This window comes from Streptosporangium sp. NPDC050148, assembly GCF_055586505.1.
On the sequence record NZ_JBVJIA010000002.1, the window covers coordinates 288,693 to 309,232 of the forward strand.

The window sequence follows — 20,540 nt, forward strand, 5'->3', positions numbered from 1 at the left end:
CTCCTCGGTCCAGTCGCCGGCGCGGCCTCACGGGAGTTCCCGGGCAGGGAAGTGTGGGGCGCGTCCATGTTTGTGGCGGCGCTTTGCGGCGCGGCCTCACGGGGGGGCTCGTTCTCCTGGGGGGAGGGCTCGGGGGCGGAGAAGTGCGGGGTGCCCTGGGGGTGATGCTCGGGGCGGGTCACCGGGGGCCCTGGTTCCAGACGACCAGGGGCGGGGGCACGGCGGTCAGGATCTGGCGGACCACGTCCTCGGGGTCGATCCCGTCGGCCAGGGCGTCGAAGGTGAGCATCAGCCGGTGGGACATCACGTCCACCGCCACGTCCCGGATGTCGTCGGGCAGGAGGTAGTCGCGGCCGCGCAGCAGGGCCAGGCCGCGTCCCGCGGCGACCAGGCCGAGGGTGGCGCGGGGGCTGACGCCGATCTCGATGTTCTCCTCCAGCTCGGCCAGGCCGTACTCGGCGGGGGAGCGGGTCGCCATCACGAGCCGTACCACGTAGTCCGCGACGAGCTGGTGGACCGAGACCTGGTCGGCCATCGTCTGCAGCGCGGACAGCCGTTCGGGGTCGAGCACGGCCCTGGGGGTGGGCGGGGTCACGCTCATCCGGTGCAGGATCTCCAGCTCCTCGTGGGCGCTGGGGTGGGTGACGCTCACCTTGAACAGGAACCGGTCGCGCTGCACCTCCGGCAGGGGGTAGACGCCCTCGGACTCGATCGGGTTCTGGGTGGCCAGCACGATGAACGGCCTGGGCAGCGGATGGGTCCGACCGGCCAGGGTCACCTGGCGCTCCGCCATGACCTCCAGCAGTGCCGACTGCACCTTGGCCGGGGCCCGGTTGATCTCGTCGGCGAGCAGGAAGTTCACGAACACCGGGCCGAGCTCGACGTCGAAGGCCTCGCGGGAGGGGTGGTACACCCGGGTCCCCACGATGTCGCTGGGGACCAGGTCGGGGGTGAACTGGATACGGGCGAACTCCCCGCCGACCACGGTGGCCAGCGTCGAGGCGGCCAGGGTCTTGGCGACCCCGGGCACGCCCTCCAGCAGGCAGTGCCCCCGGGCCAGGAGTGCGACGAGCAATCGCTCCACCATGTGGTCCTGCCCCACGATGACCCGCCGGACCTCGGTCAGGGCGTCGCGCAGCAGTCCGGTGTCGGTCTCGCTCGGCAGTTCTTCGGCGACGGTCATGCCGGTATTCCATCAAATGAAATGACCGTTCGCACGGCGGGCCTGCCGGGTGTCCGGCGCGGCGTGCCCGGCGGGCCCCCGGCGGGCGCGCCGGGACGGGCTCCGCGCCGGTCCGGGACCGTCGCGCCGGTGTGCTTTCATGTCAGACGTGGCCACTCCGCTGCAGTACGGCGACCCGCCCCGGCTGGGGCCCTTTGTCCTGCAGGCCCGCCTGCGCGTGGGACCCGCCGGGCTGGTCTACCTGGGGCTGGCGCCCGACGGCCGGGCGGTCTCGGTCGCGGTGCTGACCAAGGGGGCCGCGCTCGACCCGGCGGCCAGGGACCGCTTCGTCACCGGGGTCCGCGACGCGATGGCCAGCCGTTCCGGCGTACGAGGGTGGATGTCCCGGGCCTCGCGCGGGCGCACCGCGGTGGCCGACACGCTCCCGCAGGTGCTGGCCATGGACGGCGGGAACGCCCCCTGGGTGGTCACCCCCTACGAGCCGGAGCGGGCGGGGGCGGAGAGGTTCCTGGAGCCGGTGCTGGTCAGCGGCACGCTGATCGGTGAGCGGCACGGCCCGGACTTCGCCCCGCACTGGGTGGGCGACCGCTCGCCCGCGCTGCCCCCGCCGCCCGAGGCCGCGCCGCCCCTGACCGAGACGCGCCGGTCGGTGGTCCTGGCCGGGGTGGTGCTGACCGTGCTGCTGGCGCTGCTGGCCGTGATGGTCTGGCTCCTGCTGCGCGGGGACGAGGAGGTCGACGAGCCGCGCAGGCCGCTGCCGTCCACCGTGTTCGTGCCGACCCCGCCGCCGGTCCCGACGACCACCGCGCCCGGCCGGCCCACCCCGTCGCCGTCCCCCAGCCAGAGCGGGACCGGCACCCCGGGGCCGCAGGAGGGGGAGGGCGGCGACGACGAGCCCATCTGAGGTCGCCGCCGGGGGGTAGGGGACGGGGGATGAAGGCCGTCCCGTCCGGGGCGGGGATCAGGGGACGAGGACGACCTTGCCCGTGGTGCGGCGCCCCTCCAGGTCGGCGTGCGCGTCGCGGGCGAGGGCCAGGGGGTAGCGGGTGACCGCCGGCCGGAGCACGCCCTCGGCGGCGGCCCGGAGCGCGCGGGCCTGCAGTTCGCGGGCGGTACCGGCGCGTCGCAGCATCCGCGGGCCGATCGCCCACGTGACGGTGACGGCGCGCTCGATCACGTCGTCGGTGGTGACGCGGGTGGCGGTCCCCGACGACCAGCCGTGCAGCAGGAGCGTCCCTGCGGGGCCGAGCAGGTCGAAGGCCCGGCGGCCTTCGGGGCCCCCGACGCCGTCGAAGACGAGGCCGGGCCGCCTGTCGCCGAGGGCGTCGCGCACCGTGTCCGGCCAGGCCGGGTCGCGGTAGTCGACGGCGAGGTCGGCGCCCAGCGACGAGACCAGCCGGACCTTCTCCGGGCCGCCGGCCAGGCCGACGACGGTGACGCCCCGGTGACGCAGGGCCTGCAGGAGCAGGGCCCCGACGCCACCGGCCGCGGAGGTGACCAGCGCGACGTCCCCGGGTTCGGTGTCGGCGGCGTCGAGGATGCCGAGCGCGGTCGCGCCCGTGGTGACCATCGCCACCGCGACGTCGTCGGCGACGTGCCCGGGGACGTGGTGCAGGGCGTCGGCCGCGACCACCGCCTGCTCGGCGTAGCCGCCGTACGTGTCGAGCCCCGCGACGACCCGGCGGCCGAGCAGGTCCTCCTCGACGCCCGGGCCCAGCGCGCTCACCACGCCGGCGACCTCGCCTCCCAGGACGACGGGCAGTGCGGGGGCGGGGTGGGGGCCCACGCCGTGGCCGGAGCGCAGCGTCGTCTCGATGAGGTGGACGCCGCTCGCCCGCACGTCGACGCGGACCTGTCCCGCCGCGGGGACCGGGGCGTCGACCCGTTCGTACCGGAGGTTCCCGGCGGGGCCGTACTCGTGGAGTCTGACCGCGTACATGACGGTGTCCTTTCCGCGGGGGGACCGGTTCACGGGGCGACCGGGGTGGCCGGGGTGGGCGGGGGCGGGGGCGGGGTGGGGAGGTGGCCGGGGCGCCGGGAGGGCAGGAGCAGCGCGGGCAGCGCCGCGAGGGCCAGCAGCGCCACCGCCCACCAGTAGGTGTTCTGGAACGCGCCGGCCCGTCCGGCGGCGTCCACCATGCCCACCATGCCCGCCATGCCCGTCGTGCCCGCGGTGCCGGTCGTGCTCGCCGCGTTCTTGACGGCCGACGCCAGCACCACCGGCAGCAGCGCCGTGCCGAGCGAGGTCCCGACCTGGGAGACGATGTTCAGCAGGGTGCTGCCGGAGGGCACGTCGTCGGCGGGCAGGTTCCGGGTCGCGGCCGTGCTGACCGGCATCATCACCATGCCGACGCCGGTCCCCATGAGCATCATCGCCGCGCACAGCCACCAGTAGGACGTGTCCGGCCCGAGCAGGGCGGTGAAGGACGACAGGCCGAGGACGGCCAGCGCGATGCCGGAGACGACCACCAGCCGGGGGGAGACCCGGTCGATGCGCCTGGTGGCGACCTGCATCGAGACGCCGACGGCGACGGCCAGCGGGGCGCCCAGCAGGCCGGCCTGGGCGGCCCCGAGGTCGCGGACCGTCTGGTAGTACATCGGCGTCAGCAGCATCGAGCCGAAGTAGCCGCAGGGGAACAGGGTCATCGTGGCCAGGCCCGCGGCGAAGGTGCGTTCGCGGAACAGGCGCAGCCGCAGCAGCGGGTCACGGGCGGTCAGGCCGCGGGCGACGAACGCCGCGCAGAGCAGCAGCCCCGCGACGGCGGGCAGCAGTACCCCGGGCGCGGCCAGGTCGCCGCGCTCACCACCGGTGGACAGGCCGTAGATGAGCAGGGCCAGACCGGGTGAGAGCATCAGCAGCCCCGGCACGTCCAGCCGCCGGGCCGGCCGCGGCTCGCCGGGCGGCAGCAGGCGCGCGGCCAGTAGCAGCGCCACCGCGCCGACGGGCAGGTTGACCAGGAAGATCCAGTGCCAGGAGGCGGCGTCGATGAGCCAGCCGCCCAGCACCGGCCCGCTCACCGGCCCGACCAGGACCGGGATGCCGAGCATGGCCATCGCCCTGCCCATCCGTTCCCGTTCCGCGGCGCGGATGACCATCGCCATGCCGACCGGCATCAGCAGGCCGCCGCCGAGTCCCTGCAGCACCCGGAACAGCACCAGCGTCTCGATGCTCCACGCGAGCGAGGCCAGGACGGAGCCGAGGGTGAACAGGACCAGCGCGGTGAGGTAGGCGCGCCTTGCGCCGAAGCGGTCCATGACCCAGGCCGCGGCCGGGACGACGGCGACGAGGGCGAGGGTGTAGCCGGTGGCCACCCACTGGACGGTGGCGAGCGGCGCGCCGAACGCCACCGCCAGCGGGTGCACGGCGACGTTGACGATGGTGATGTCCAGCACGGACATGATCGAGCCGATGACGACGACCAGCAGGGTCCCGGCCAGACCGGGGGCGGCGGCGCCCCGGGCCCGGCCGGTGGAGGTGCTCATCCCGCCGTCACTCGCCGTACGGGTGCTGGGCGCGGGCGGCGCGCAGGGCGCGGCCCCACCACAGCAGCTGGTCGATCATGTTCTTGGCGGCGCTCTCGCACACGGCCGCGTCCAGCGGTCTGCCGTCCTCGTCCAGCCCGGACCAGGGCCCGTGCATGCTGACCGTCTCCCGTACGGTCATGGCGTGCAGTTCGGCGAAGACCTGCCGGAGCTGCTCGACGGCGCGCAGCCCGCCGCCCACCCCGCCGTAGGAGACGAAGCCGATCGGCTTGGCCTGCCACTGGGTGAAGTGCCAGTCGACGAGGTTCTTCAGCGAGGCGGGGAAGCTGTGGTTGTACTCCGGGGTGACGATCACGAAGGCCTCGGCGTCGGCGAGCCGGGGGGTGACCTCGGCGAGGGCGGCCTGGGTCGAGGGGGCGGGGACGGGCAGGCCGTCCCAGTCGGGCATGGACACCGGAAGGTCCAGGTCGGCGACGTCGATGACGTCGAGTTCGAGATCGGTGCGTTGCCCGGCCTGGCGGACGAACCACTCGGCGACCGACGGGCCGACGCGGCCCCCGCGGGCGCTTCCGACGATGACGGCGACCCGCAGGGGGGCCTGGTGGCCGGTCGCGGGCCCGGTGACGTGGACGGTTGCGGACATGGATGTCTCCTGGATCGTTCTCGTGGTGACGCGGCCGATCGCGGCTCGCTCCGCTAAGATACAACGGTGGTTGCACTAATAACAACGAGCGTTGTAAAAAGCTGTGCCGTACGGGAGGGGGAGCGATGACCGACACGGAGCCCGCGGGCCGGGAGACGGCCCGGCCCCGGCGTGGCCGGGCGGACAAGGCGGCGGCGATCGTACGGGCGGGATGCGAGGTCTTCGGGCGGGACGGGTACTCCCGGGCCACCGTCGACCTCATCGCCGCCCAGGCCGGCGCCTCGACCCGGACCCTCTACAACCACTTCCCCGGGGGGAAGGAGGAGCTGTTCCGCTCCGTCATGCAGTGGAGCGCGGGCCGGGTCAGGGACGAGCAGCTGGCCCGGCTGCGCAGGTACCTGGACCTGGAGCGACCGCCCCGCCCCGAGGACCTGGAGCGCGACCTGCTCGCCCTGGCCCGCTCCTGGGTCAGCCTGATGGCGGACTTCCGCGACCACTTCTCGCTGGTGCGGCACATCTACGCCGAGGCCGGGCACGTCCCGGCCGAGGCGCTGGAGGCCTGGCAGGAGGCCGGGCCGCGCGCGGTCATGCGCGGGATGACTGAGGCCATGACCGTGCTGGCCGGGCACGGCCTGATCGACGCGCACGGCGACCCGGCCCAGGCCGGGGAGCACTTCATGGCGCTGGTCACGACCGACGTCGCGCCCCGGTCCTACTGGGGTCTCAGTCCGCTCCCGCGCGAGGAGACCGACCGGCTGACCGCCTCGGGGGTGCGGGCCTTCCTGCGGGCGTACGGCGCGGCCCGCTGAGGTGCCGCCCCCGGGCCGAGCCGGGGTGAACCGGGCTGTCTCGGGCCGACCCGGATCGAACCAGGCCAACTCAGATCGAACCGGGCCGAACCGGGCCGGGGCGGGTGAACGGTGCCGAGGCCGGCCGGGACGGGCCGGATCATGGTGCGCGGCCCGCTCCCGCGAGGGCGGAGGGGAGGACTGTACCTACTGGTATGTACACTCCCCGTATGAGCGCGTCGGAAGATCTCATCGCCAGCACCCGCGAACTGCTGTGGGAGCGCGGCTACGTGGGCACCAGCCCCCGGGCCATCCAGCAGCGGGCCAGGGTCGGCCAGGGCAGTATGTACCACCACTTCTCCGGCAAGCCGGACCTGGCGCTGGCCGCGATCGGCCGTACCGCCGAGGAGATGCGGGCCGCGGCCGAGGCCCGGCTCTCCGGTCCCGGTACGGCGGTCGAGCGGATCACCGCCTACCTGCGGCGCGAGCGCGACGTCCTGAAGGGCTGCCCGATCGGCCGCCTCACCCAGGACCCGGACGTGATCGCCGATGCGGCGCTGCGCCGTCCCGTCGAGGAGACCTTCGCCTGGTTGCGCGACCGGCTCGCCGGGGTGCTGGCCGAGGGCCGCGACCGCGGCGAGCTGGCGGCCGGGCTCGATCCGGTCGCCACGGCCTGCGCCGTCGTGGCGGTGCTTCAGGGCGGCTACGTGCTGGCCCGTGCCGCGGGCTCCGCCGAACCGTTCGGCCAGGCCGTCGACGGCGTGCTGGGGCTGCTCGCCGCCCACGCCCGTCCCGGCGCCTGACCCGCGCGTCCCCTCCACCCCCTGCACCCCGCCACCCCGGCGACGAGACGAAGGCAGGCACACCCCGTGTACGCCGAGCAGTACGAGATCACCCTGCCCGCCGACTACGACATGCGGATCATCCGCGAGCGGGTCGCCCGCGCCGGTCACCTGCTGGACGACCGGGCCGGGCTGGGGCTGAAGGCCTACCTGATCCGCGAACGCGGCGCCGACGGCTCTCCGGTCAACCAGTACGCCCCGTTCTACCTGTGGAACGACGCCGGCGCGATGGCCCACTTCCTGGTCGGCGGGGGCGGTTTCCAGGGCATCGTCCGCGACTTCGGCCGCCCGCCCGTCCACCACTGGACGGGCCTGGCCGCCGTGGCCGGGCCCGCCCGCGCCACGGCCCCGGCGGCCGCCTCGCGCCACCTGGCCGCGCTCCCCGCCGACCCGGACCCGGACGCCACCGGCCTGGGCCTGGCCGGCCGGATCGCGCGGGAGACCGAACGGCTGCGGGTCCTGGCGCGGCGCGAGGGCGTGCACACCGCGGCCCTCGCCCTCGACCCCCGGGACTGGCGGCTGCTGAGGTTCGTGCTGTGGCAGGACGCGGTCCCCGGGGACGAGGACGCCACCGAGCGGTACGAGGTGCTGCACCTGTCGGCGCCCGGCCTGGAGGATCTGACCGGTATGACCGAAATCACCGTCCCTCGGTAGGTCCTGCACCGATGGGCGGCGGGACCGGGCTTCCGCGAGGACCGGCCCCGCCGACGGCGGCCCCGCGAGGGTGACGCGGCGGCGGTTCCGGCCCGGGAGCCGGTAAGGAGCCTCTGACGGGGTAGAGGCGCGCCCGTGAGCGAACTGACGCAGAGTGACCCGGCCGAGCCCGGCATCACGCGCAGGCGGCGCGGCAGGGGTTTCAGCTACCACCACCCCAACGGGACCGCGGTGCGCGACCGCCGGACCCTCGCCCGGATCAGGGCGCTGGCCCTGCCGCCGGCCTGGACCGACGTGTGGATCTGCCGGTCGCCCGGCGGCCACATCCAGGCACTCGGCACCGACGCGGCGGGACGCAGGCAGTACCGCTACCACGACCGGTGGCGCCAGGAGCAGGACCGGGCCAAGTTCGACCGGGTACGGCGGATGGCCGAGCGGCTGCCGAAGTTCAGGGAGCGGGTGGCCGAGCACCTGGAGCAGGAGGGGCCGACCCGCGAGCGGGTGCTCGCCGCCGCCGCGCGGATGCTCGACATCGGGTTCTTCCGGGTGGGCGGGGAGGCGTACGAGTCGTTCGGGCTGGCCACGCTCAGGATGGAGCACGTCACCTGTTCGGCGGGCCGGGTCTCGTGCGCATACCCGGCCAAGAGCGGCAAATTCCGCGAGCTGGAGATCATCGACGCGGACGTGTGCAAGGTGATCACCGAGCTGCACGACGCCGCGGACGAGGGGGAGCTGCTGCGCTACCGGGACGGCTCCCGCTGGGTCGACGTGCGCAGCGACGACATCAACGCCTACCTGCGCGAGACGCTCGACTTCGAGACCTCCGCCAAGGACTTCAGGACCTGGCACGCCACGGTGCTGGCCGCCGTGGGCCTGGCAGTGTCGGTCCGGGCCCGCTCCAGGACCGGCAGGATACGGGCGGTCAACCGGGTGATCGCCGAGGTGGCCGAGTACCTGGGCAACACCCCGGCGGTGGCGCGCGCCTCCTACGTGGACCCGCGCGTGATCGACGCCTACCACCGGGGCCGGACCGTCGCCCGGGCGCTCGGACGGCTGGGCGCCGAGAGCGACTTCGGCCAGCTGGCCACGCACGGCGCCATGGAGCGGGCCGTGCTGGCCCTGCTGCGCGGGCGGTGAGGGCGCCCCCGGCGCCACGCGGACGCCGAGGGCATGATCGGCGATCGTGCGGGCATGGGGGCCGGAGAGATCGTGACCCGACACAGGAGAGGTGATCGAGCGATGCCGGCACGTGAGGAGCTTCCGACCACTCTGCAGCGGTCGCCGAAGAAGGCGCAGGAGACGTGGATCAAGGCCCATGACTCCGCGGTGGAGAGCTACGGCGAGGGGGAGCGGGCGCATCGCACGGCGTTCGCGGCGCTCAAGCACTCCTTCGAGAAGGTCGGCGACCACTGGGAGGCCAAGGAGAGCAAGGGCCCTTCGGACGCCCGCGCCGCCAAGACCAGGCCCACCTCGGGAAAGACCGCCGAGGGAGTGGACGCCAACGCCTCCAAGCGTCACCTGTACGAGGTGGCCAAGCGGCTCGGGGTCGAGGGGCGCTCCACCATGACGAAGGAGGAGCTGGTCTCGGCCATCCAGAAGGCCAACCGGCGGGCCACGGCGAAGGCCCGCTGAGAAGGTTCGCTGAGAAGGTCCGCCGAGACCGCACCGGCCCGTCCGTCCGGCAGGGACCGCGCCGGTCCGTCCGTTCGGCACAAACCGCGCCGGACGGGTACCCGGCGCGGGCAAAGTCTCTCCAACGCCAGGGAGATTCCTTCCTACATGGCTATAAAGCGGCCTATGCCGGTTACAGAGCAGCATGTACTGATGTGTGTTGGTACGTCGGAAAAGACTGCGGTAGGGAAGGAATCACGCCATGACGGATGTGTCGAGCAAGGGGCCTCAGCCGGGCGATGACCGCCCGATCCTGACCAATCGGCAGGGGCACCCGGTCTACGACAACCAGAACCAGCGCACGGTCGGCGCGAGGGGCCCGGCCACCCTGGAGAACTACCAGTTCCTGGAGAAGATCAGCCACTTCGACCGGGAGCGCATCCCCGAGCGCGTGGTCCACGCCAGGGGGACGACCGCCTACGGCTACTTCGAGGCCTACGGCAGGCTCGGCGACGAGCCGATCGGCCGCTACACCAGGGCCAAGCTGTTCCAGGAGGCCGGCAAGCGCACCGACCTGGCGGTCCGGTTCTCCACGGTCATCGGCGGCAGGGACTCCTCGGAGGCCGCCCGGGACCCGCGCGGGTTCGCGGTGAAGTTCTACACCGAGGACGGCAACTGGGACCTGGTCGGCAACAACCTGGCGGTGTTCTTCATCAGGGACGCCATCAAGTTCCCGGACGTGATCCACTCCCTCAAGCCCGACCCGGTGACGTTCCGGCAGGAGCCCGCCCGGATCTTCGACTTCATGTCGCAGACGCCGGAGAGCATGCACATGCTCGTCAACCTCTTCAGCCCGCGGGGCATCCCGTCGGACTACCGCCACATGCAGGGCTTCGGCGTCAACACCTACAAGTGGGTGAACGCCGAGGGCGAGACCCACCTGGTGAAGTACCACTGGATGCCCGCCCAGGGCGTGCGCAGCATGACCGCCGGGGACGCCGCCGCCGTACAGGCGAACGAGCTCGGGCACGCCACCAAGGACCTGCGCGACGCGATCGACCGCGGCGACTTCCCCGAGTGGGAGCTGGTCGTCCAGATCATGAGCGACGACGACCACCCCGAACTGGGCTTCGACCCGCTGGACGACACCAAGGTCTGGCCGGAGAACGAGTTCCCGGCGCTGCCCGTCGGCAAGATGGTGCTGAACCGGAACGTGCGCGACAACTTCGCCGAGAACGAGCAGATCTCCTTCGGTACCGGCGTCCTGGTCGACGGCCTCGACTTCTCCGACGACAAGATGCTGGTGGGCCGGACCTTCTCCTACAGCGACACCCAGCGCTACCGGGTGGGCCCGAACTACCTCCAGCTCCCGGTCAACCAGGCCAAGAACGCCGAGGTGCGCACCAACCAGCGCGACGGCCAGATGACCTACCACGTCGACGGGCAGGGCGAGAACCCGCACGTCAACTACGAGCCGTCGATCACCGGCGGGCTGCGCGAGGCCCAGTACCCCGGCCACGACGAGCAGGGCCCGGTCATCTCCGGCCGGCTGACCCGCAAGCGCATCCCCCGTACCGACGACTACACCCAGGCGGGCCAGCGCTACCTGCTCATGGAGCAGTGGGAGCGCGACGACCTCGTCGCCAACATGATCGACATGCTCTCCCAGACCCCGCGTCCCGTCCAGGAGCGCATGGTCTGGCACTTCCTGCTGGTCGAGGACGACCTCGGCCTCCGGGTCGGCGAGGGGCTCGGGATCGGTCCCGACGACGTCTCCCACCTGGAGCCGCTGGCCAGCCAGGACCTGTCCGACGAGGACCGCGAGCGGCTGTCCAGGCTCGGCAAGAACGGGCCGCGGGACGTGACCGGCCTGAAGATGACCCACTGCGTGCCCAACGAGCGGGCGCACGTGGAGCGGTAGCGGGCCCGGCCTCGCGAGGGGCCGGTGATCGAGGACCGGGAACCGCCGACGGAGGACGAGGGACGTCGGCGGGCGAGGGGCCGGGGCGGGATCTCTCCGTCCCGGCCCCTCGTTCTCATGTCCCCCCACGGCCTTCTCGACGGCGGGAGGGCCTTCCGGCCTGAGAGAAACCATCGGTCAAGGCCGCCCGATTTTTCTCCTCAAAAGGTATGAATACCAATACAGCGGGCACGCGATCCTCACTTGAGCTATCGGTATTGAGCCTTTCTCACCCACCTGGATCGCCATGCCTCTTAAGAGCAACGTCATCCCGATCATCCACTGGTCCCGCCGCTCGTCCTGTCTGAACGAGGATCCCGAGCTGTTCTTCCCGGTCTCCTACGAGGGGCCGGGCCGGGAGCAGTACGAGCAGGCCAGGGCCGTGTGCCGCCGCTGCCCGGTGCGGGGACGCTGCCTTGAGTACGCGATGAACACCCAGCAGATGGACGGCGTCTGGGGCGGCACCACCCCCGAGGAGCGCAGGGCCGCCCTGGCAGGTTCGAGGCGCCGCCAGGCCAGCAGGTAGCGTCCCGGGCCGGCGCCGAGGGCGACGTCCCAGGTCGCCGACGGGTGTCCGTGAGCCGCTGGTGGTGTCCGTGAGCCGGTGGCGGCCGTCCCCGGCCGGTGCCGATCACGCCGGACGGTCGCCCGTACGGTGCCGGCCGGTGCAGGCCGGTGCAGGCCGGTGTCAGCCGGTCTCCAGCATCGTCTGCTCGCCCGCTCCCGGCCCGCCCGCCGCCCCCGGCCCGTCCGGCCGGTCCCACTCGGCCGGCCCGGCGGGACCGCCGACGAGCTCGCGGAACCGGGAGGCGTTGCGCTGGGAGTTGTCCTCGCAGCAGTTGTTGAACAGGACGTGGGTGACCTCCACCTTCTCGGAGAACTCCCCGATCCTGGCCGCCCACCCTTCGAGCTCGGCCTCGGAGTACAGGTAGGCGAAACGCTCGTCGATGTTCTTGCTGGTCCACTTGTCGGAGTGCCCGTGCAGCCGCACCACGGCGAGGTCGGAGGTCGCGGCGAGGATCGGCGGGATCGACGAGGGGTGCCCCTGCGGCATGTCCACGCCCACGTAGGGGAGATCGTGCTCGGCCAGGAACGCCAGGGTCTCCTCGCGGTTCTCCTCGTCCATCCAGGTGTGGTTGCGGAACTCCACGCTGATCCGCATCGGCGCGCAGCGCCTGGCGCACTCCAGGACGTAGCGCCTGGCGCCCTCGCCGATCGGGAACCACGGCGGGAACTGGAAGAGCACCGCCCCCAGCCGTCCCGACGCGTGCAGCGGCTCCAGGGTGTCCAGGAAGCGCCGCCACACCTCCTCGGTGATCTCCGGTGGCACGTCCCTGAGGTAGAGGTTGCGCTGCGGGGGCGCGCCCAGCGCGTCCCGCAGGTCCTTGTACAGCGAGGCCGGGCGGGTGGGATGTCCGGTGAGCAGGGAGAACGCCTTGATGTCGAAGGTGAACCCGGGCGGGGTGCGGTCCCGCCAGCCCTGCACGGTGCTCAGCGACGGCGGGTGGTAGTAGGTGGCGTCCACCTCAACCACCGGGAACCGGGACGCGTAGTAGGCCAGGCGTTTCGCCGGGGTCGAGGCGCCGTCGGGGTACCAGCCCGACTCCACCAGCGACCGGTGCGTCCACGAGGCCGTGCCCACGAGGATCCTGCCCATTCCTGCCCTCCCTGAGAAGCTGGCCGGTCCGTGCCCGGCACGGCCTCCCACGGACGGGACCGCCGCGCCGGACACCTCCTGCCCGTCCGGACGGGACGATCACCTAGGGACGGCCACCGATGCCGGTGCGCAGCTCGCCCAGGCGGACGGGGCCGCCGGTGTGCGGCGCCAGCGGCGGGGTGTTCATCCCCTCGGGGTGACGCAGCCCCTCGAAGAGGTCCAGCATGGCCTCGACCGAGGTGTGGCGCGGCTCCCAGCCCAGCTCGGAGCGGGCCCGGCCGACGTCCATGATCGGCATCCTGAGCACCAGGTCCACCAGGCCCGGCGAGGCGGGCACCAGCCGCAGGTGCCAGGCCGCCGCGACCGTGCTCCGGAGCGCCCACCCCGAGACGGGCACCAGCTTGGCGCCGAGCATCTCGGCCAGGACCGAGGGCTCGATCACCGGGTCCGCGGCGATGTTGAAGGCGCCGGAGACCGGGCGGGTCACCGCCAGCCGGAAGGCCTCGCCGATGTCGGCGCTGTGCACCACCTGGAAGCGCAGCCCCGGGGTGTCCGGCACGATCGGGATCAGGTTCGGCCGTACCAGCCGCTGCGGGATGAACGGCCCCCCGAACAGCCGGCGCTGCTCGACCGACGCCTCCCGCTTGAAGATGAAGCCCGGCCGCATCCGTACCACCCTGATGCCCGGGTGATCGCGTTCGAGCACGTCGAGCACCCGCTCCAGGTACGCCTTCTCCCGGCCGTAGGAGGCTCCCGGCCAGCCGTGCGTCGGCCAGTCCTCGGTGACGGGCCGGTCCTTGGGCGCCGAGGAGTAGGCGCCGACCGAGGAGGCGTACACCAGCGACGGCACCCCGGCGCGCGCGACGGCCTCGAAGACCCGGATGGCGCCCAGGACGTTGTTCCGCCAGGTGGTGATCGGGTCACGGGTGGGCTGGAACAGCCACGCCAGGTGGACGACCGCGTCCGCGCCCTCCAGGTGCGCGGTCAGGTCACCGGTGGTGATGTCCACGGCTTGCCAGGTGGTCTTGGGCGGGTGCCAGTCCGGCGGTCTCCGGGCCAGGCCCACGATGGATGTGACGCTCTGATCGGCGGCGAGGGCCGAGACCACGCTCGTGCCCACGTTTCCCGTCGCGCCGACGACTACTACTCGCATGCCTACCGGGTGCCCCGGTGAGGGGCGGCGAATCCCCTCCGGCCACGGCTTTGCCCTACGGTGAAACCGGCACGTACCGTGCATACCTCTTACGAGGCACGGGAAGAGCGCGCGCCGGGGAACGGCCAGGGGTTGGGGCGGCAGCCGGAGAGGGACTTGGTCTGCTGGAGCATCAGCGGCGCCCGCCTGCCGGGTCCCGGGCAGGGCACGTGCCCGTGCCCGAGGGCGTGGCCGACCTCGTGGTTGACGACGTACTCGCGGTAGGAGGCCACGTCCCGGCCGTAGCCCCACGCGCCGGTGTTCCACCGGTCGGCGTTGATGACGGCGCGCTCGCCGTTCCAGCAGGACAGCACGGAGACGACCCGCAGCGGCAGGCAGCGCCGGTCGGCGGTCCGGGGGCTGGTCAGCGAGACCTTGAACGTGACCGGGCCGCGCGCCACCCGCCGGAACCGGAACCCCCACCCGCGCGGGTCGTTGAGGATGCGGTGCACCTCGGAGGCGAACTCCTCCACGTCGAAGGGCAGGCCGCGCTCGACCTCCACCGCGTACCGGATCACCTTGCCCTTGCGGCCGGGGGGCCGGGCCCCGCCGGGGGCGACGGCGTAGCGGCCCTTGGCCCTGCGGGGGACCTTCACCCGCAGCGGCTGCTGCCTGCCGTTGGCGAGCAGGAGCGGTTCGTCGGCCGGGGACAGGGCGGGGTCGCCCGCGTCGGCGTTCGTGCCGGCGTTCGTGTCGCCGGGGCCGGGTGTCCGGGGCGGTCGCGGCGGCGGGGTCGGGGTCACCGGGGCCGGCGGGAGGGCGACGGCGGGCACGGGCCCGGCCGGGACCGGGTCGAGGCGGCCGCTCAGCAGCGTGACGAAGCCGACCGCGATGGTGGACACGATGCCGACGGCGATGAGCCGCACGAGGGTGGCAGGCCCCCGTCGACCTTCGTTCCTGGACATAGACCGTAAACCTTATTGCCCCACGACAGTAACCGATCAATCGGGGAAAACCATCGTATGCCCGCCTTCGATGGGATCGCCGGTCGGGGACGGCGGGGACGCGCGGGAGGGCCGGACGCGCGGACGGCGGCCGCCGGGTGCGGCCGCCGTCCGGGGTCGAAGACGGGTTCACCGGGCGCCGGGGGACGGCGCCGGGCCTGCTATGAGTGCGGGCAGGTGCCCAGGTAGACGGAGATGGTCGTGCTGGTCGACGGCACCGGGCAGAGGAACTGGTCGTAGCGGACGTCGTCGTCGATGAAGCGCTTCATCCACGCGACGCTGTACTTGGCGATCGTGGTGTTAGAGGTGTTCGGCGCGGTGTGGCCGGCGTTGTTCAGCTCCAGGTAGGCCTTCTCCGAGGAGGCCGGGATGCTGTTGTAGAACGGGCGGGCGTGCGAGCTCACCGAGGCGATCGCGTCGTTCTCCGCGCCGATCACCATCGTCGGGACCCGGATGCCCGTCCAGCTCTTGGTGGTGTGCCAGGGGGTCAGCGGGATGGCCGCCTGCAGGTCCGGCCGGCTGTTCGCGGCCGACAGGGTGCCGCCGCCGCCCATGGAGTGCCCGGCCACGCCGAGCCGGTTGGGGTCGACCCGGGAGGCGGCCGAGCTGCGCTGGGTCAGGTAGTCCAGCGCGGCCAGCAGCTGCCGGCCGCGGCTGGCGGGCTGGTCGGAGCGGGTGAGGGTGTCGATGTTGAAGACCACGAAGCCGTGGGAGGCCAGGCGCGAGGCGAACGAGGCCATGGTCGACCTGCTCGCGGTGTAGCCGGGGGAGACGGCGACCCCGCCGAACGTCCCCTCGCTCGTGCTGGTCGGGTAGTAGATCGTCCCCCCGCCGAAGCCGGTCACCTGCAGGGAGGAGACGGTGGTCTCGGCGATCGTGAACGGTCCCCTGGCGGCCTCGAGGATGGCGTTGGTCGGGTTGGGACCCCGGTCGTAGGGGCCCAGGGCGGCGGTCTGGGCGGCGGGAGCCGCGACGGCCTGTGCGGCGGGGGCGAGGGTCCCGCCGGTGCCGAGCAGAGCGAGTGCGAGGGTCAGCGCGGCGGTCACGGTCGCCCGGCGCGAACGCCTGGGCGCGGAGACCTGGGGGGTGGTGCTGTACGACTGCACGTTGCTGTACTCCGTTTCCTGTGGGGGAGACCACGGCGATACGGCGATCGGAGCGACGGCCGTTCGTCGCGCTTCGGCCCGCCGGTGACGGTGATCACGGCCTGGCGCCACCGGGTGACCCCTCGGGTTTCTGACAGATGTCACTTTCTCCGTGTCAGGCCCGGAGTGCATCGGTGAAATCACCCGTCCTCGCGCACACTGGCGAACTCGGGGTAGATCACGACATGAGACGGACCAGCTCCACCCGCGAGCGGATGTCGAGCTTGGCGAAGATGTTCCTCAGGTGGTGCTCGACCGTCCGCGGGCTCAGGTAGAGCAGGGCCGCCACCTCCCGGTTGGTGGCGCCGTCGGCGACGATCCGCGCGATCTGGTACTGCTGCACGGTCAGCTTCTCCACCCCGCCCGGACGGTGCGTCCGCACGGCCTCGCCCGCCCCGCGCAGCTCGGCCCGCGCCTGCTCGGCCCAGCGCCGGGCACCGGACCGCTCGAACGTCTCCAGCGCGCTGTGCAGGTGCTCCCTGGCCGCGCCGGGACGGCGGTTCCTGCGCAGCGCGCTGCCGAAGAGCAGCTGGGTGCGTGCCGTCTCGAACTCGGAGAAGCCCTGGCGGTGCAGTTCGAGGGCGGCGCGGTAGCGCTCCTCGGCGTCACCGGGGGCGGCCAGCAGCGCGTGGCAGCGGGTCACCACCGCGAGCCGGTCGGGACTGCGGGTGCTGCCCGCCCACCGGTCCAGCACCCGCAGCGCCTGCCGGGCCTCCTCCCGGTCACCGGTGCGCACGGCGGCCTCGACGAACTGGGGCGTGGACAGCACCTGCATCACGAGGTGACCCCTGGTGCCCTGCCCCCGGGGCGTGGTGGCCCGCAGCCGCTTGGCCGCGTCGGCGTACCGCCCGGCCGCGAGGTCGGCGTGGGCCAGCGCCCAGTTGCCCAGCGCCTCCGTCGCCCCCAGACCGTGCGCGCCCGCCAGCTCGATGGCGCCCGCGGCCCTGATCGCGCACGTCTCCTCGTCACCCTCCACGGCCGCGGTCAGGGCCAGCCACCCCAGGTGCTGACCGGCGCTGTTGGGCCGGCCGCACTCCTGGGCCAGCCGCAACCCCTCGACCGCGTTGGCGGTGATGGAGGCGTGGCGGCCCGTCCAGATCTCGGCCTGGATCATGAAGTCCAGCACCTGCGGGACCGTGGAGAGCGCCCCGCGGGCGCGGGCCGTCTCCACCGCCCGGTTGCACAGCCGCACCGCCCGCACGTCGTCACCGAGCAGCATGCTGGCCACCCCCGCCCACACCAGCACCGACGGGGTACGCGCCAGGGGCGCCAGCTCCAGCACCCGGCGGAGCGGGGCCGCCGCCTCCCGGTGCCGGCCGCAGAAGGTCGCCGCCGTACCGGCCAGGTACTCGAACATCAGCTGCACGGCCGCGGGGTCGTCCGGGCGGCGCATGGCCTCGGCGCGGCGCGCGATGTCCAGGTAGCGCGTGTTGTCACCGGCCAGGTAGCTCGCCTCGCCCGCCCGGATCAGCACCCGGACGGCCTGCTCGCGGTCCCTGTCCGCCAGCGACTCGGCCACCGCCATGAAGTCGTCCCCGGCGCTGCCGGTCTTCCCGCCGCGCAGCTCCAGGTTGCCGCGGATCAGCTCGGCCTGGCCGCGTACCTCGTCGGAGATCGTCAGCGAGTTCAGGCGGGTGAGCAGCGAGCGGGCGCGACCGGGCAGCCCGGCGTGCCAGGCGCGGCGGGCCGCGGCGGCCAGGCGCGCGGCCCTGACGTCGCCGTGCGCGGTCAGCTCGGCCGCCCGCTCGAACGCCAGGAAGGGGGGCGGGTGACCGCCCTGGGAGCCCGCCGCCGCCGCCGCGGCCGCGGCCAGCTCGTCGGCCAGCGGCCCGGCGGGGCCGTCCAGGGCCGCGGCCCGGTGCCAGGCGCGCCGCAGCCGCTGGTCGTCCCGGCCGAGCACGTCCGCGAGCAGCCGGTGCGCGGCGCGGCGCCGGGCCGGGGAGGCGTGGGCGTAGACCACCGCCCGCATCGCGGGCTCGCGGAAGTCGTAGCGGTCACCGGCGGGCCCGGGCACGCGCACGACCACACCGGCGCACTCGGCGGGCTCCAGCGCGGTCAGCGCGCACTCCGGCTCGGCCGCCGCGGCCAGCGCGGCCGTCTCCAGGTCCGGGTCGGCCGCGAGCAGCAGGAGCACGTCCGCGGTTCCGGCGGGCAGCCGCGCCAGCCGGTCGGCGTACGCGCGCCAGAGCCTGCCGTTCCTGGGCAGCGTCTCGGGAGGTGCGGCGGCACCGGAGATCTGGTCGGGGCCGAGCGAGCGGGCCAGCTCCCGCAGGGCGAGCGGGTTGCCGCGGGCGGTCCGCAGCAGGGACGCCCGCACGTCCTCGGGCAGACCCGGCACCAGGTCGTCCACCACCCGCCCGGCCGCGCCGGCGTCCAGGGCGCCGAGCTCGAACACCGGAATGTCGTCGGGGACGGTGACGTCGTCGTCGGCCCCGAACAGCAGCACGACCGGTTCCCCCGCCAGCCGCCGGGCCGCGAAGAACAGCGCCTCGCGGCTGGGCGCGTCGAGATGGTGGACGTCGTCGATGCAGGCCAGCACCGGTCCGCCGGCGGACGCCAGCAGGTTGAGCACCGCCGCGGGCAGCACCAGCCCGCCGTCGGCCGTGCCCAGCTCCAGCGCCCGCGCCAGCTCCTCCGCCTGGGACGCGGGCAGCTTCGGCAGCCGGTCCGCTATCGGGCGGAGCAGGCCGTGCAGCCCGGCGTACGGCAGGCGCGCCTCGGCCTCGGTGCCGCGCACCCTGAGCACGACGAACCCGTTCCCGCCCCCGCCCGCGTGGCCGCTCGCGCGGTCCGCCGCGACGTCGAGCAGCGTGCTCTTCCCCGTTCCCCGCGCCCCCCGCAGAATCACGGATCCCCCGGATCCGTCGCGGGCGGCGTCGAGTAATCGCAGCAGCGCGTCCTGCTCGGCGTCACGGCCGTGCAACGCCCCTGACGGGGAGGCCGGAGAGGGTGAGGGCATGCCCCAGTGTTACGCCCGCATGTCGGGACTGGAAAGAGTGTGTGACGGAGTTCTGTGCCGTTCTGTATAGATCTGTGCCGGTGCACTCCGTGGCCCGGGGAGGCCGGTGATTTCACCGATGCACGCTGGGTCCCGCGCCCACCGGCATGGGCCTTCGGGGGTGCCGGGGGGTTCCCGAGGGTTCCGTGTTCACTGTGCCGGTCCGGCTCGCCACGTTCGCCGTGTTCGCCGCGCTCGTCGTGTTCGCCGTGTCGGCCGGGCTCGCCGCACTCGCCGTGCCGGTCGCGTTCGCCGTGCCGGTAGCGCTCGCCGTGTCCGCCGCCGGCGGGGGCGCGTCCCGTCCCCGAAGGGGCCCGGCACGGTGGTCCGGTCGTGCCGGGCGCTCCCGTTGACATGATCATGCCAGCGCCCGGCAACTTGCTGACGGCACGCTTTATGGATCGCGCGCCGGGTAATGCACAGAATCAATTGTGCGGGAAAGAGGAGCACAGATCAAGAACTGGAGCTGGAAATGGAGAACGTGACCATTCCGCCGGCGGTGCCGGGCGGTGACGGCACCACGTGGGACTGACCACGACCGGACGGTGAGCTCACCGCCGAACGGATCAGGGCCGAGGTGTCCGCGATTCTCGAAGACCCCTCGGCCGGGCATCCGGAAATCGTGTCATGCGACATCCTGTATTCCGATCACCTGGCTTGGGAAACGAAATGAGCATTCCGGTTCTGCGGCGTTCCGAATGTCATGTCTGGTGGGCGGATCCCCGGCCGCAGCCGGTCGGGGAACTCGCCGCCGTGCTCAGCGAGACCGAGGCGGACAGGGCCGCGCGGCTGCACCGCGAGGAGGACCGGCGCCGCTTCGTCACGGCCTGCTGGCTGCTGAGGACCGTGGTGGCCGCCCAGCTCGGCGTCACCCCCGGCGCCGTCCCCGTCCATCGCCGCTGCCCGGACTGCGGCGGACCGCACGGCCGGCCCCGGATCCTCGGCGCGGAGGGGGCGGCCGACCCGCTGCACGTCTCGGTCACCCACGCCGGGGACCGCGTCGCCGTCGCCGTCTGCCCCTCCGCCCCCGTCGGGGTCGACGTGGAGCCGGTCGAGTCGGCCCCGGTCACGGGGGCGTCCATGTCGCCGGCCGAGCGGGCCGCGCTGCGGGTGCTCCCGCCGTACGGCCGCAGAGCGGGGTTCGCGCGGCTGTGGGTGCGCAAGGAGGCGGCGCTCAAGGCGACCGGGCACGGGCTGCGGGTCCCCCCGGGACGGATCACCGTCAGCGGGCCGCTGGAGCCGCCCGCACTGATCACCTGGCCGCTCGAGATCTCGCCAGCCGAGGTGAAACTCCATACGCTTGACCCCGGCGACGGGTACGTCGGCGCCCTGGCGCTCCTGCCGGGTGATCACGTGATCACGGTGTCGGAGTCCGACGCCACCGACCTGCACCGGACCGCCGTCCCGGCCCCGGTGGGAGCGGGGGCCCGATGACCGATG

General features: G+C 73.4%; 19 protein-coding genes. 10 read left to right on the forward strand and 9 right to left on the reverse strand.

The window, feature by feature from the left end; all coding sequences use genetic code 11:
• Positions 1 to 178: 178 nt before the first annotated feature.
• On the reverse strand, positions 179 to 1,183 hold the full coding sequence (locus ACZ6RT_RS03090) for an AAA family ATPase (RefSeq protein WP_399188752.1): 1,005 nt from the start codon (positions 1,181 to 1,183) through the stop codon (positions 179 to 181).
• Positions 1,184 to 1,322: 139 nt separating this feature from the next.
• On the opposite strand from ACZ6RT_RS03090, the gene ACZ6RT_RS03095 reads away from it, so the two are divergent.
• Positions 1,323 to 2,087 (forward strand): hypothetical protein, encoded by a 765-nt coding sequence (locus tag ACZ6RT_RS03095; RefSeq protein ID WP_399188754.1) that lies wholly within the window; start codon positions 1,323 to 1,325, stop codon positions 2,085 to 2,087.
• A 57-nt stretch (positions 2,088 to 2,144) separates the two neighbouring features.
• Here the strand turns inward: ACZ6RT_RS03095 and ACZ6RT_RS03100 are convergent, their stop codons facing one another.
• Genes ACZ6RT_RS03100 through ACZ6RT_RS03110 form a run of 3 tightly spaced genes read right to left on the reverse strand, consistent with a single transcriptional unit; the run spans position 2,145 to position 5,309 of the window.
• The gene (locus ACZ6RT_RS03100; RefSeq protein ID WP_399188756.1) at positions 2,145 to 3,122 is read right to left on the reverse strand and encodes a zinc-binding dehydrogenase; all 978 of its coding nucleotides are present in this window, start codon (positions 3,120 to 3,122) and stop codon (positions 2,145 to 2,147) included.
• Between the two features lie 29 nt (positions 3,123 to 3,151).
• Positions 3,152 to 4,666: a DHA2 family efflux MFS transporter permease subunit gene (locus ACZ6RT_RS03105; RefSeq protein WP_470152064.1), complete on the reverse strand. Its 1,515-nt coding sequence runs from the start codon at positions 4,664 to 4,666 to the stop codon at positions 3,152 to 3,154.
• Between the two features lie 7 nt (positions 4,667 to 4,673).
• Complete coding sequence (locus ACZ6RT_RS03110; RefSeq protein ID WP_399188761.1) at positions 4,674 to 5,309, reverse strand: NADPH-dependent FMN reductase; 636 nt, start codon at positions 5,307 to 5,309, stop codon at positions 4,674 to 4,676.
• Between the two features lie 125 nt (positions 5,310 to 5,434).
• Between ACZ6RT_RS03110 and ACZ6RT_RS03115 the strand changes: the two genes are divergently transcribed.
• The 7 genes from ACZ6RT_RS03115 (at position 5,435) to ACZ6RT_RS03145 (ending at position 11,690) form a co-directional block, all read left to right on the forward strand.
• Positions 5,435 to 6,118 carry a TetR/AcrR family transcriptional regulator gene (locus tag ACZ6RT_RS03115; protein WP_399188763.1) on the forward strand — a complete coding sequence of 228 codons (684 nt, stop codon included), beginning with the start codon at positions 5,435 to 5,437 and terminating at the stop codon, positions 6,116 to 6,118.
• A 209-nt stretch (positions 6,119 to 6,327) separates the two neighbouring features.
• Complete coding sequence (locus ACZ6RT_RS03120) at positions 6,328 to 6,900, forward strand: TetR/AcrR family transcriptional regulator (RefSeq protein ID WP_470152065.1); 573 nt, start codon at positions 6,328 to 6,330, stop codon at positions 6,898 to 6,900.
• Between the two features lie 66 nt (positions 6,901 to 6,966).
• Positions 6,967 to 7,593, forward strand: coding sequence for a DUF4865 family protein (locus ACZ6RT_RS03125; protein WP_470152066.1), 627 nt, complete (start codon positions 6,967 to 6,969; stop codon positions 7,591 to 7,593).
• Positions 7,594 to 7,728: 135 nt separating this feature from the next.
• Entirely contained in the window at positions 7,729 to 8,730 is a 1,002-nt protein-coding gene (locus ACZ6RT_RS03130) for a DNA topoisomerase IB (RefSeq protein ID WP_399188769.1), read from the forward strand.
• 102 nt (positions 8,731 to 8,832) lie between these two features.
• Positions 8,833 to 9,225, forward strand: coding sequence for a ChaB family protein (locus ACZ6RT_RS03135; RefSeq protein WP_344906043.1), 393 nt, complete (start codon positions 8,833 to 8,835; stop codon positions 9,223 to 9,225).
• A gap of 241 nt (positions 9,226 to 9,466) precedes the next feature.
• The gene (locus tag ACZ6RT_RS03140; protein WP_470152067.1) at positions 9,467 to 11,125 is read left to right on the forward strand and encodes a catalase; all 1,659 of its coding nucleotides are present in this window, start codon (positions 9,467 to 9,469) and stop codon (positions 11,123 to 11,125) included.
• Positions 11,126 to 11,411: 286 nt separating this feature from the next.
• On the forward strand, positions 11,412 to 11,690 hold the full coding sequence (locus tag ACZ6RT_RS03145) for a WhiB family transcriptional regulator (protein ID WP_344906040.1): 279 nt from the start codon (positions 11,412 to 11,414) through the stop codon (positions 11,688 to 11,690).
• Between the two features lie 162 nt (positions 11,691 to 11,852).
• Here the strand turns inward: ACZ6RT_RS03145 and ACZ6RT_RS03150 are convergent, their stop codons facing one another.
• The 5 genes from ACZ6RT_RS03150 to ACZ6RT_RS03170 form a co-directional block, all read right to left on the reverse strand.
• The gene (locus ACZ6RT_RS03150) at positions 11,853 to 12,821 is read right to left on the reverse strand and encodes a DUF72 domain-containing protein (protein WP_470152068.1); all 969 of its coding nucleotides are present in this window, start codon (positions 12,819 to 12,821) and stop codon (positions 11,853 to 11,855) included.
• Between the two features lie 103 nt (positions 12,822 to 12,924).
• Positions 12,925 to 13,974, reverse strand: a complete 1,050-nt coding sequence (locus ACZ6RT_RS03155) for an NAD-dependent epimerase/dehydratase family protein (protein ID WP_470152069.1) — start codon at positions 13,972 to 13,974, stop codon at positions 12,925 to 12,927.
• An 89-nt stretch (positions 13,975 to 14,063) separates the two neighbouring features.
• On the reverse strand, positions 14,064 to 14,918 hold the full coding sequence (locus tag ACZ6RT_RS03160) for a DUF3152 domain-containing protein (protein ID WP_399188777.1): 855 nt from the start codon (positions 14,916 to 14,918) through the stop codon (positions 14,064 to 14,066).
• A gap of 200 nt (positions 14,919 to 15,118) precedes the next feature.
• Positions 15,119 to 16,063 carry an alpha/beta hydrolase family protein gene (locus tag ACZ6RT_RS03165; RefSeq protein ID WP_399188779.1) on the reverse strand — a complete coding sequence of 315 codons (945 nt, stop codon included), beginning with the start codon at positions 16,061 to 16,063 and terminating at the stop codon, positions 15,119 to 15,121.
• A 217-nt stretch (positions 16,064 to 16,280) separates the two neighbouring features.
• Complete coding sequence (locus ACZ6RT_RS03170) at positions 16,281 to 19,061, reverse strand: AAA family ATPase (RefSeq protein WP_470152070.1); 2,781 nt, start codon at positions 19,059 to 19,061, stop codon at positions 16,281 to 16,283.
• A gap of 185 nt (positions 19,062 to 19,246) precedes the next feature.
• Here ACZ6RT_RS03170 and ACZ6RT_RS03175 point away from each other — a divergent pair, with 185 nt between their 5' ends.
• Positions 19,247 to 19,453 carry a hypothetical protein gene (locus ACZ6RT_RS03175; RefSeq protein ID WP_470152071.1) on the forward strand — a complete coding sequence of 69 codons (207 nt, stop codon included), beginning with the start codon at positions 19,247 to 19,249 and terminating at the stop codon, positions 19,451 to 19,453.
• 316 nt (positions 19,454 to 19,769) lie between these two features.
• Positions 19,770 to 20,534, forward strand: a complete 765-nt coding sequence (locus tag ACZ6RT_RS03180; protein ID WP_470152072.1) for a 4'-phosphopantetheinyl transferase family protein — start codon at positions 19,770 to 19,772, stop codon at positions 20,532 to 20,534.
• Positions 20,535 to 20,540: the final 6 nt, after the last annotated feature.

What these genes read in the sequence shown, in the direction of transcription:
- ACZ6RT_RS03120 (WP_470152065.1), top strand. Translation starts at nt 6,328, where the DNA reads ATGAGCGCGTCGGAAGATCTCATCGCCAGCACCCGCGAACTGCTGTGG.
- ACZ6RT_RS03180 (WP_470152072.1), top strand. Translation starts at nt 19,770, where the DNA reads ATGAGCATTCCGGTTCTGCGGCGTTCCGAATGTCATGTCTGGTGGGCG.
- ACZ6RT_RS03170 (WP_470152070.1), bottom strand. Translation starts at nt 19,061, where the DNA reads ATGCCCTCACCCTCTCCGGCCTCCCCGTCAGGGGCGTTGCACGGCCGT.
- ACZ6RT_RS03150 (WP_470152068.1), bottom strand. Translation starts at nt 12,821, where the DNA reads ATGGGCAGGATCCTCGTGGGCACGGCCTCGTGGACGCACCGGTCGCTG.
- ACZ6RT_RS03155 (WP_470152069.1), bottom strand. Translation starts at nt 13,974, where the DNA reads ATGCGAGTAGTAGTCGTCGGCGCGACGGGAAACGTGGGCACGAGCGTG.
- ACZ6RT_RS03095 (WP_399188754.1), top strand. Translation starts at nt 1,323, where the DNA reads ATGTCAGACGTGGCCACTCCGCTGCAGTACGGCGACCCGCCCCGGCTG.
- ACZ6RT_RS03145 (WP_344906040.1), top strand. Translation starts at nt 11,412, where the DNA reads ATGCCTCTTAAGAGCAACGTCATCCCGATCATCCACTGGTCCCGCCGC.
- ACZ6RT_RS03160 (WP_399188777.1), bottom strand. Translation starts at nt 14,918, where the DNA reads ATGTCCAGGAACGAAGGTCGACGGGGGCCTGCCACCCTCGTGCGGCTC.
- ACZ6RT_RS03100 (WP_399188756.1), bottom strand. Translation starts at nt 3,122, where the DNA reads ATGTACGCGGTCAGACTCCACGAGTACGGCCCCGCCGGGAACCTCCGG.
- ACZ6RT_RS03090 (WP_399188752.1), bottom strand. Translation starts at nt 1,183, where the DNA reads ATGACCGTCGCCGAAGAACTGCCGAGCGAGACCGACACCGGACTGCTG.
- ACZ6RT_RS03115 (WP_399188763.1), top strand. Translation starts at nt 5,435, where the DNA reads ATGACCGACACGGAGCCCGCGGGCCGGGAGACGGCCCGGCCCCGGCGT.
- ACZ6RT_RS03105 (WP_470152064.1), bottom strand. Translation starts at nt 4,666, where the DNA reads ATGAGCACCTCCACCGGCCGGGCCCGGGGCGCCGCCGCCCCCGGTCTG.
- ACZ6RT_RS03140 (WP_470152067.1), top strand. Translation starts at nt 9,467, where the DNA reads ATGACGGATGTGTCGAGCAAGGGGCCTCAGCCGGGCGATGACCGCCCG.
- ACZ6RT_RS03135 (WP_344906043.1), top strand. Translation starts at nt 8,833, where the DNA reads ATGCCGGCACGTGAGGAGCTTCCGACCACTCTGCAGCGGTCGCCGAAG.
- ACZ6RT_RS03110 (WP_399188761.1), bottom strand. Translation starts at nt 5,309, where the DNA reads ATGTCCGCAACCGTCCACGTCACCGGGCCCGCGACCGGCCACCAGGCC.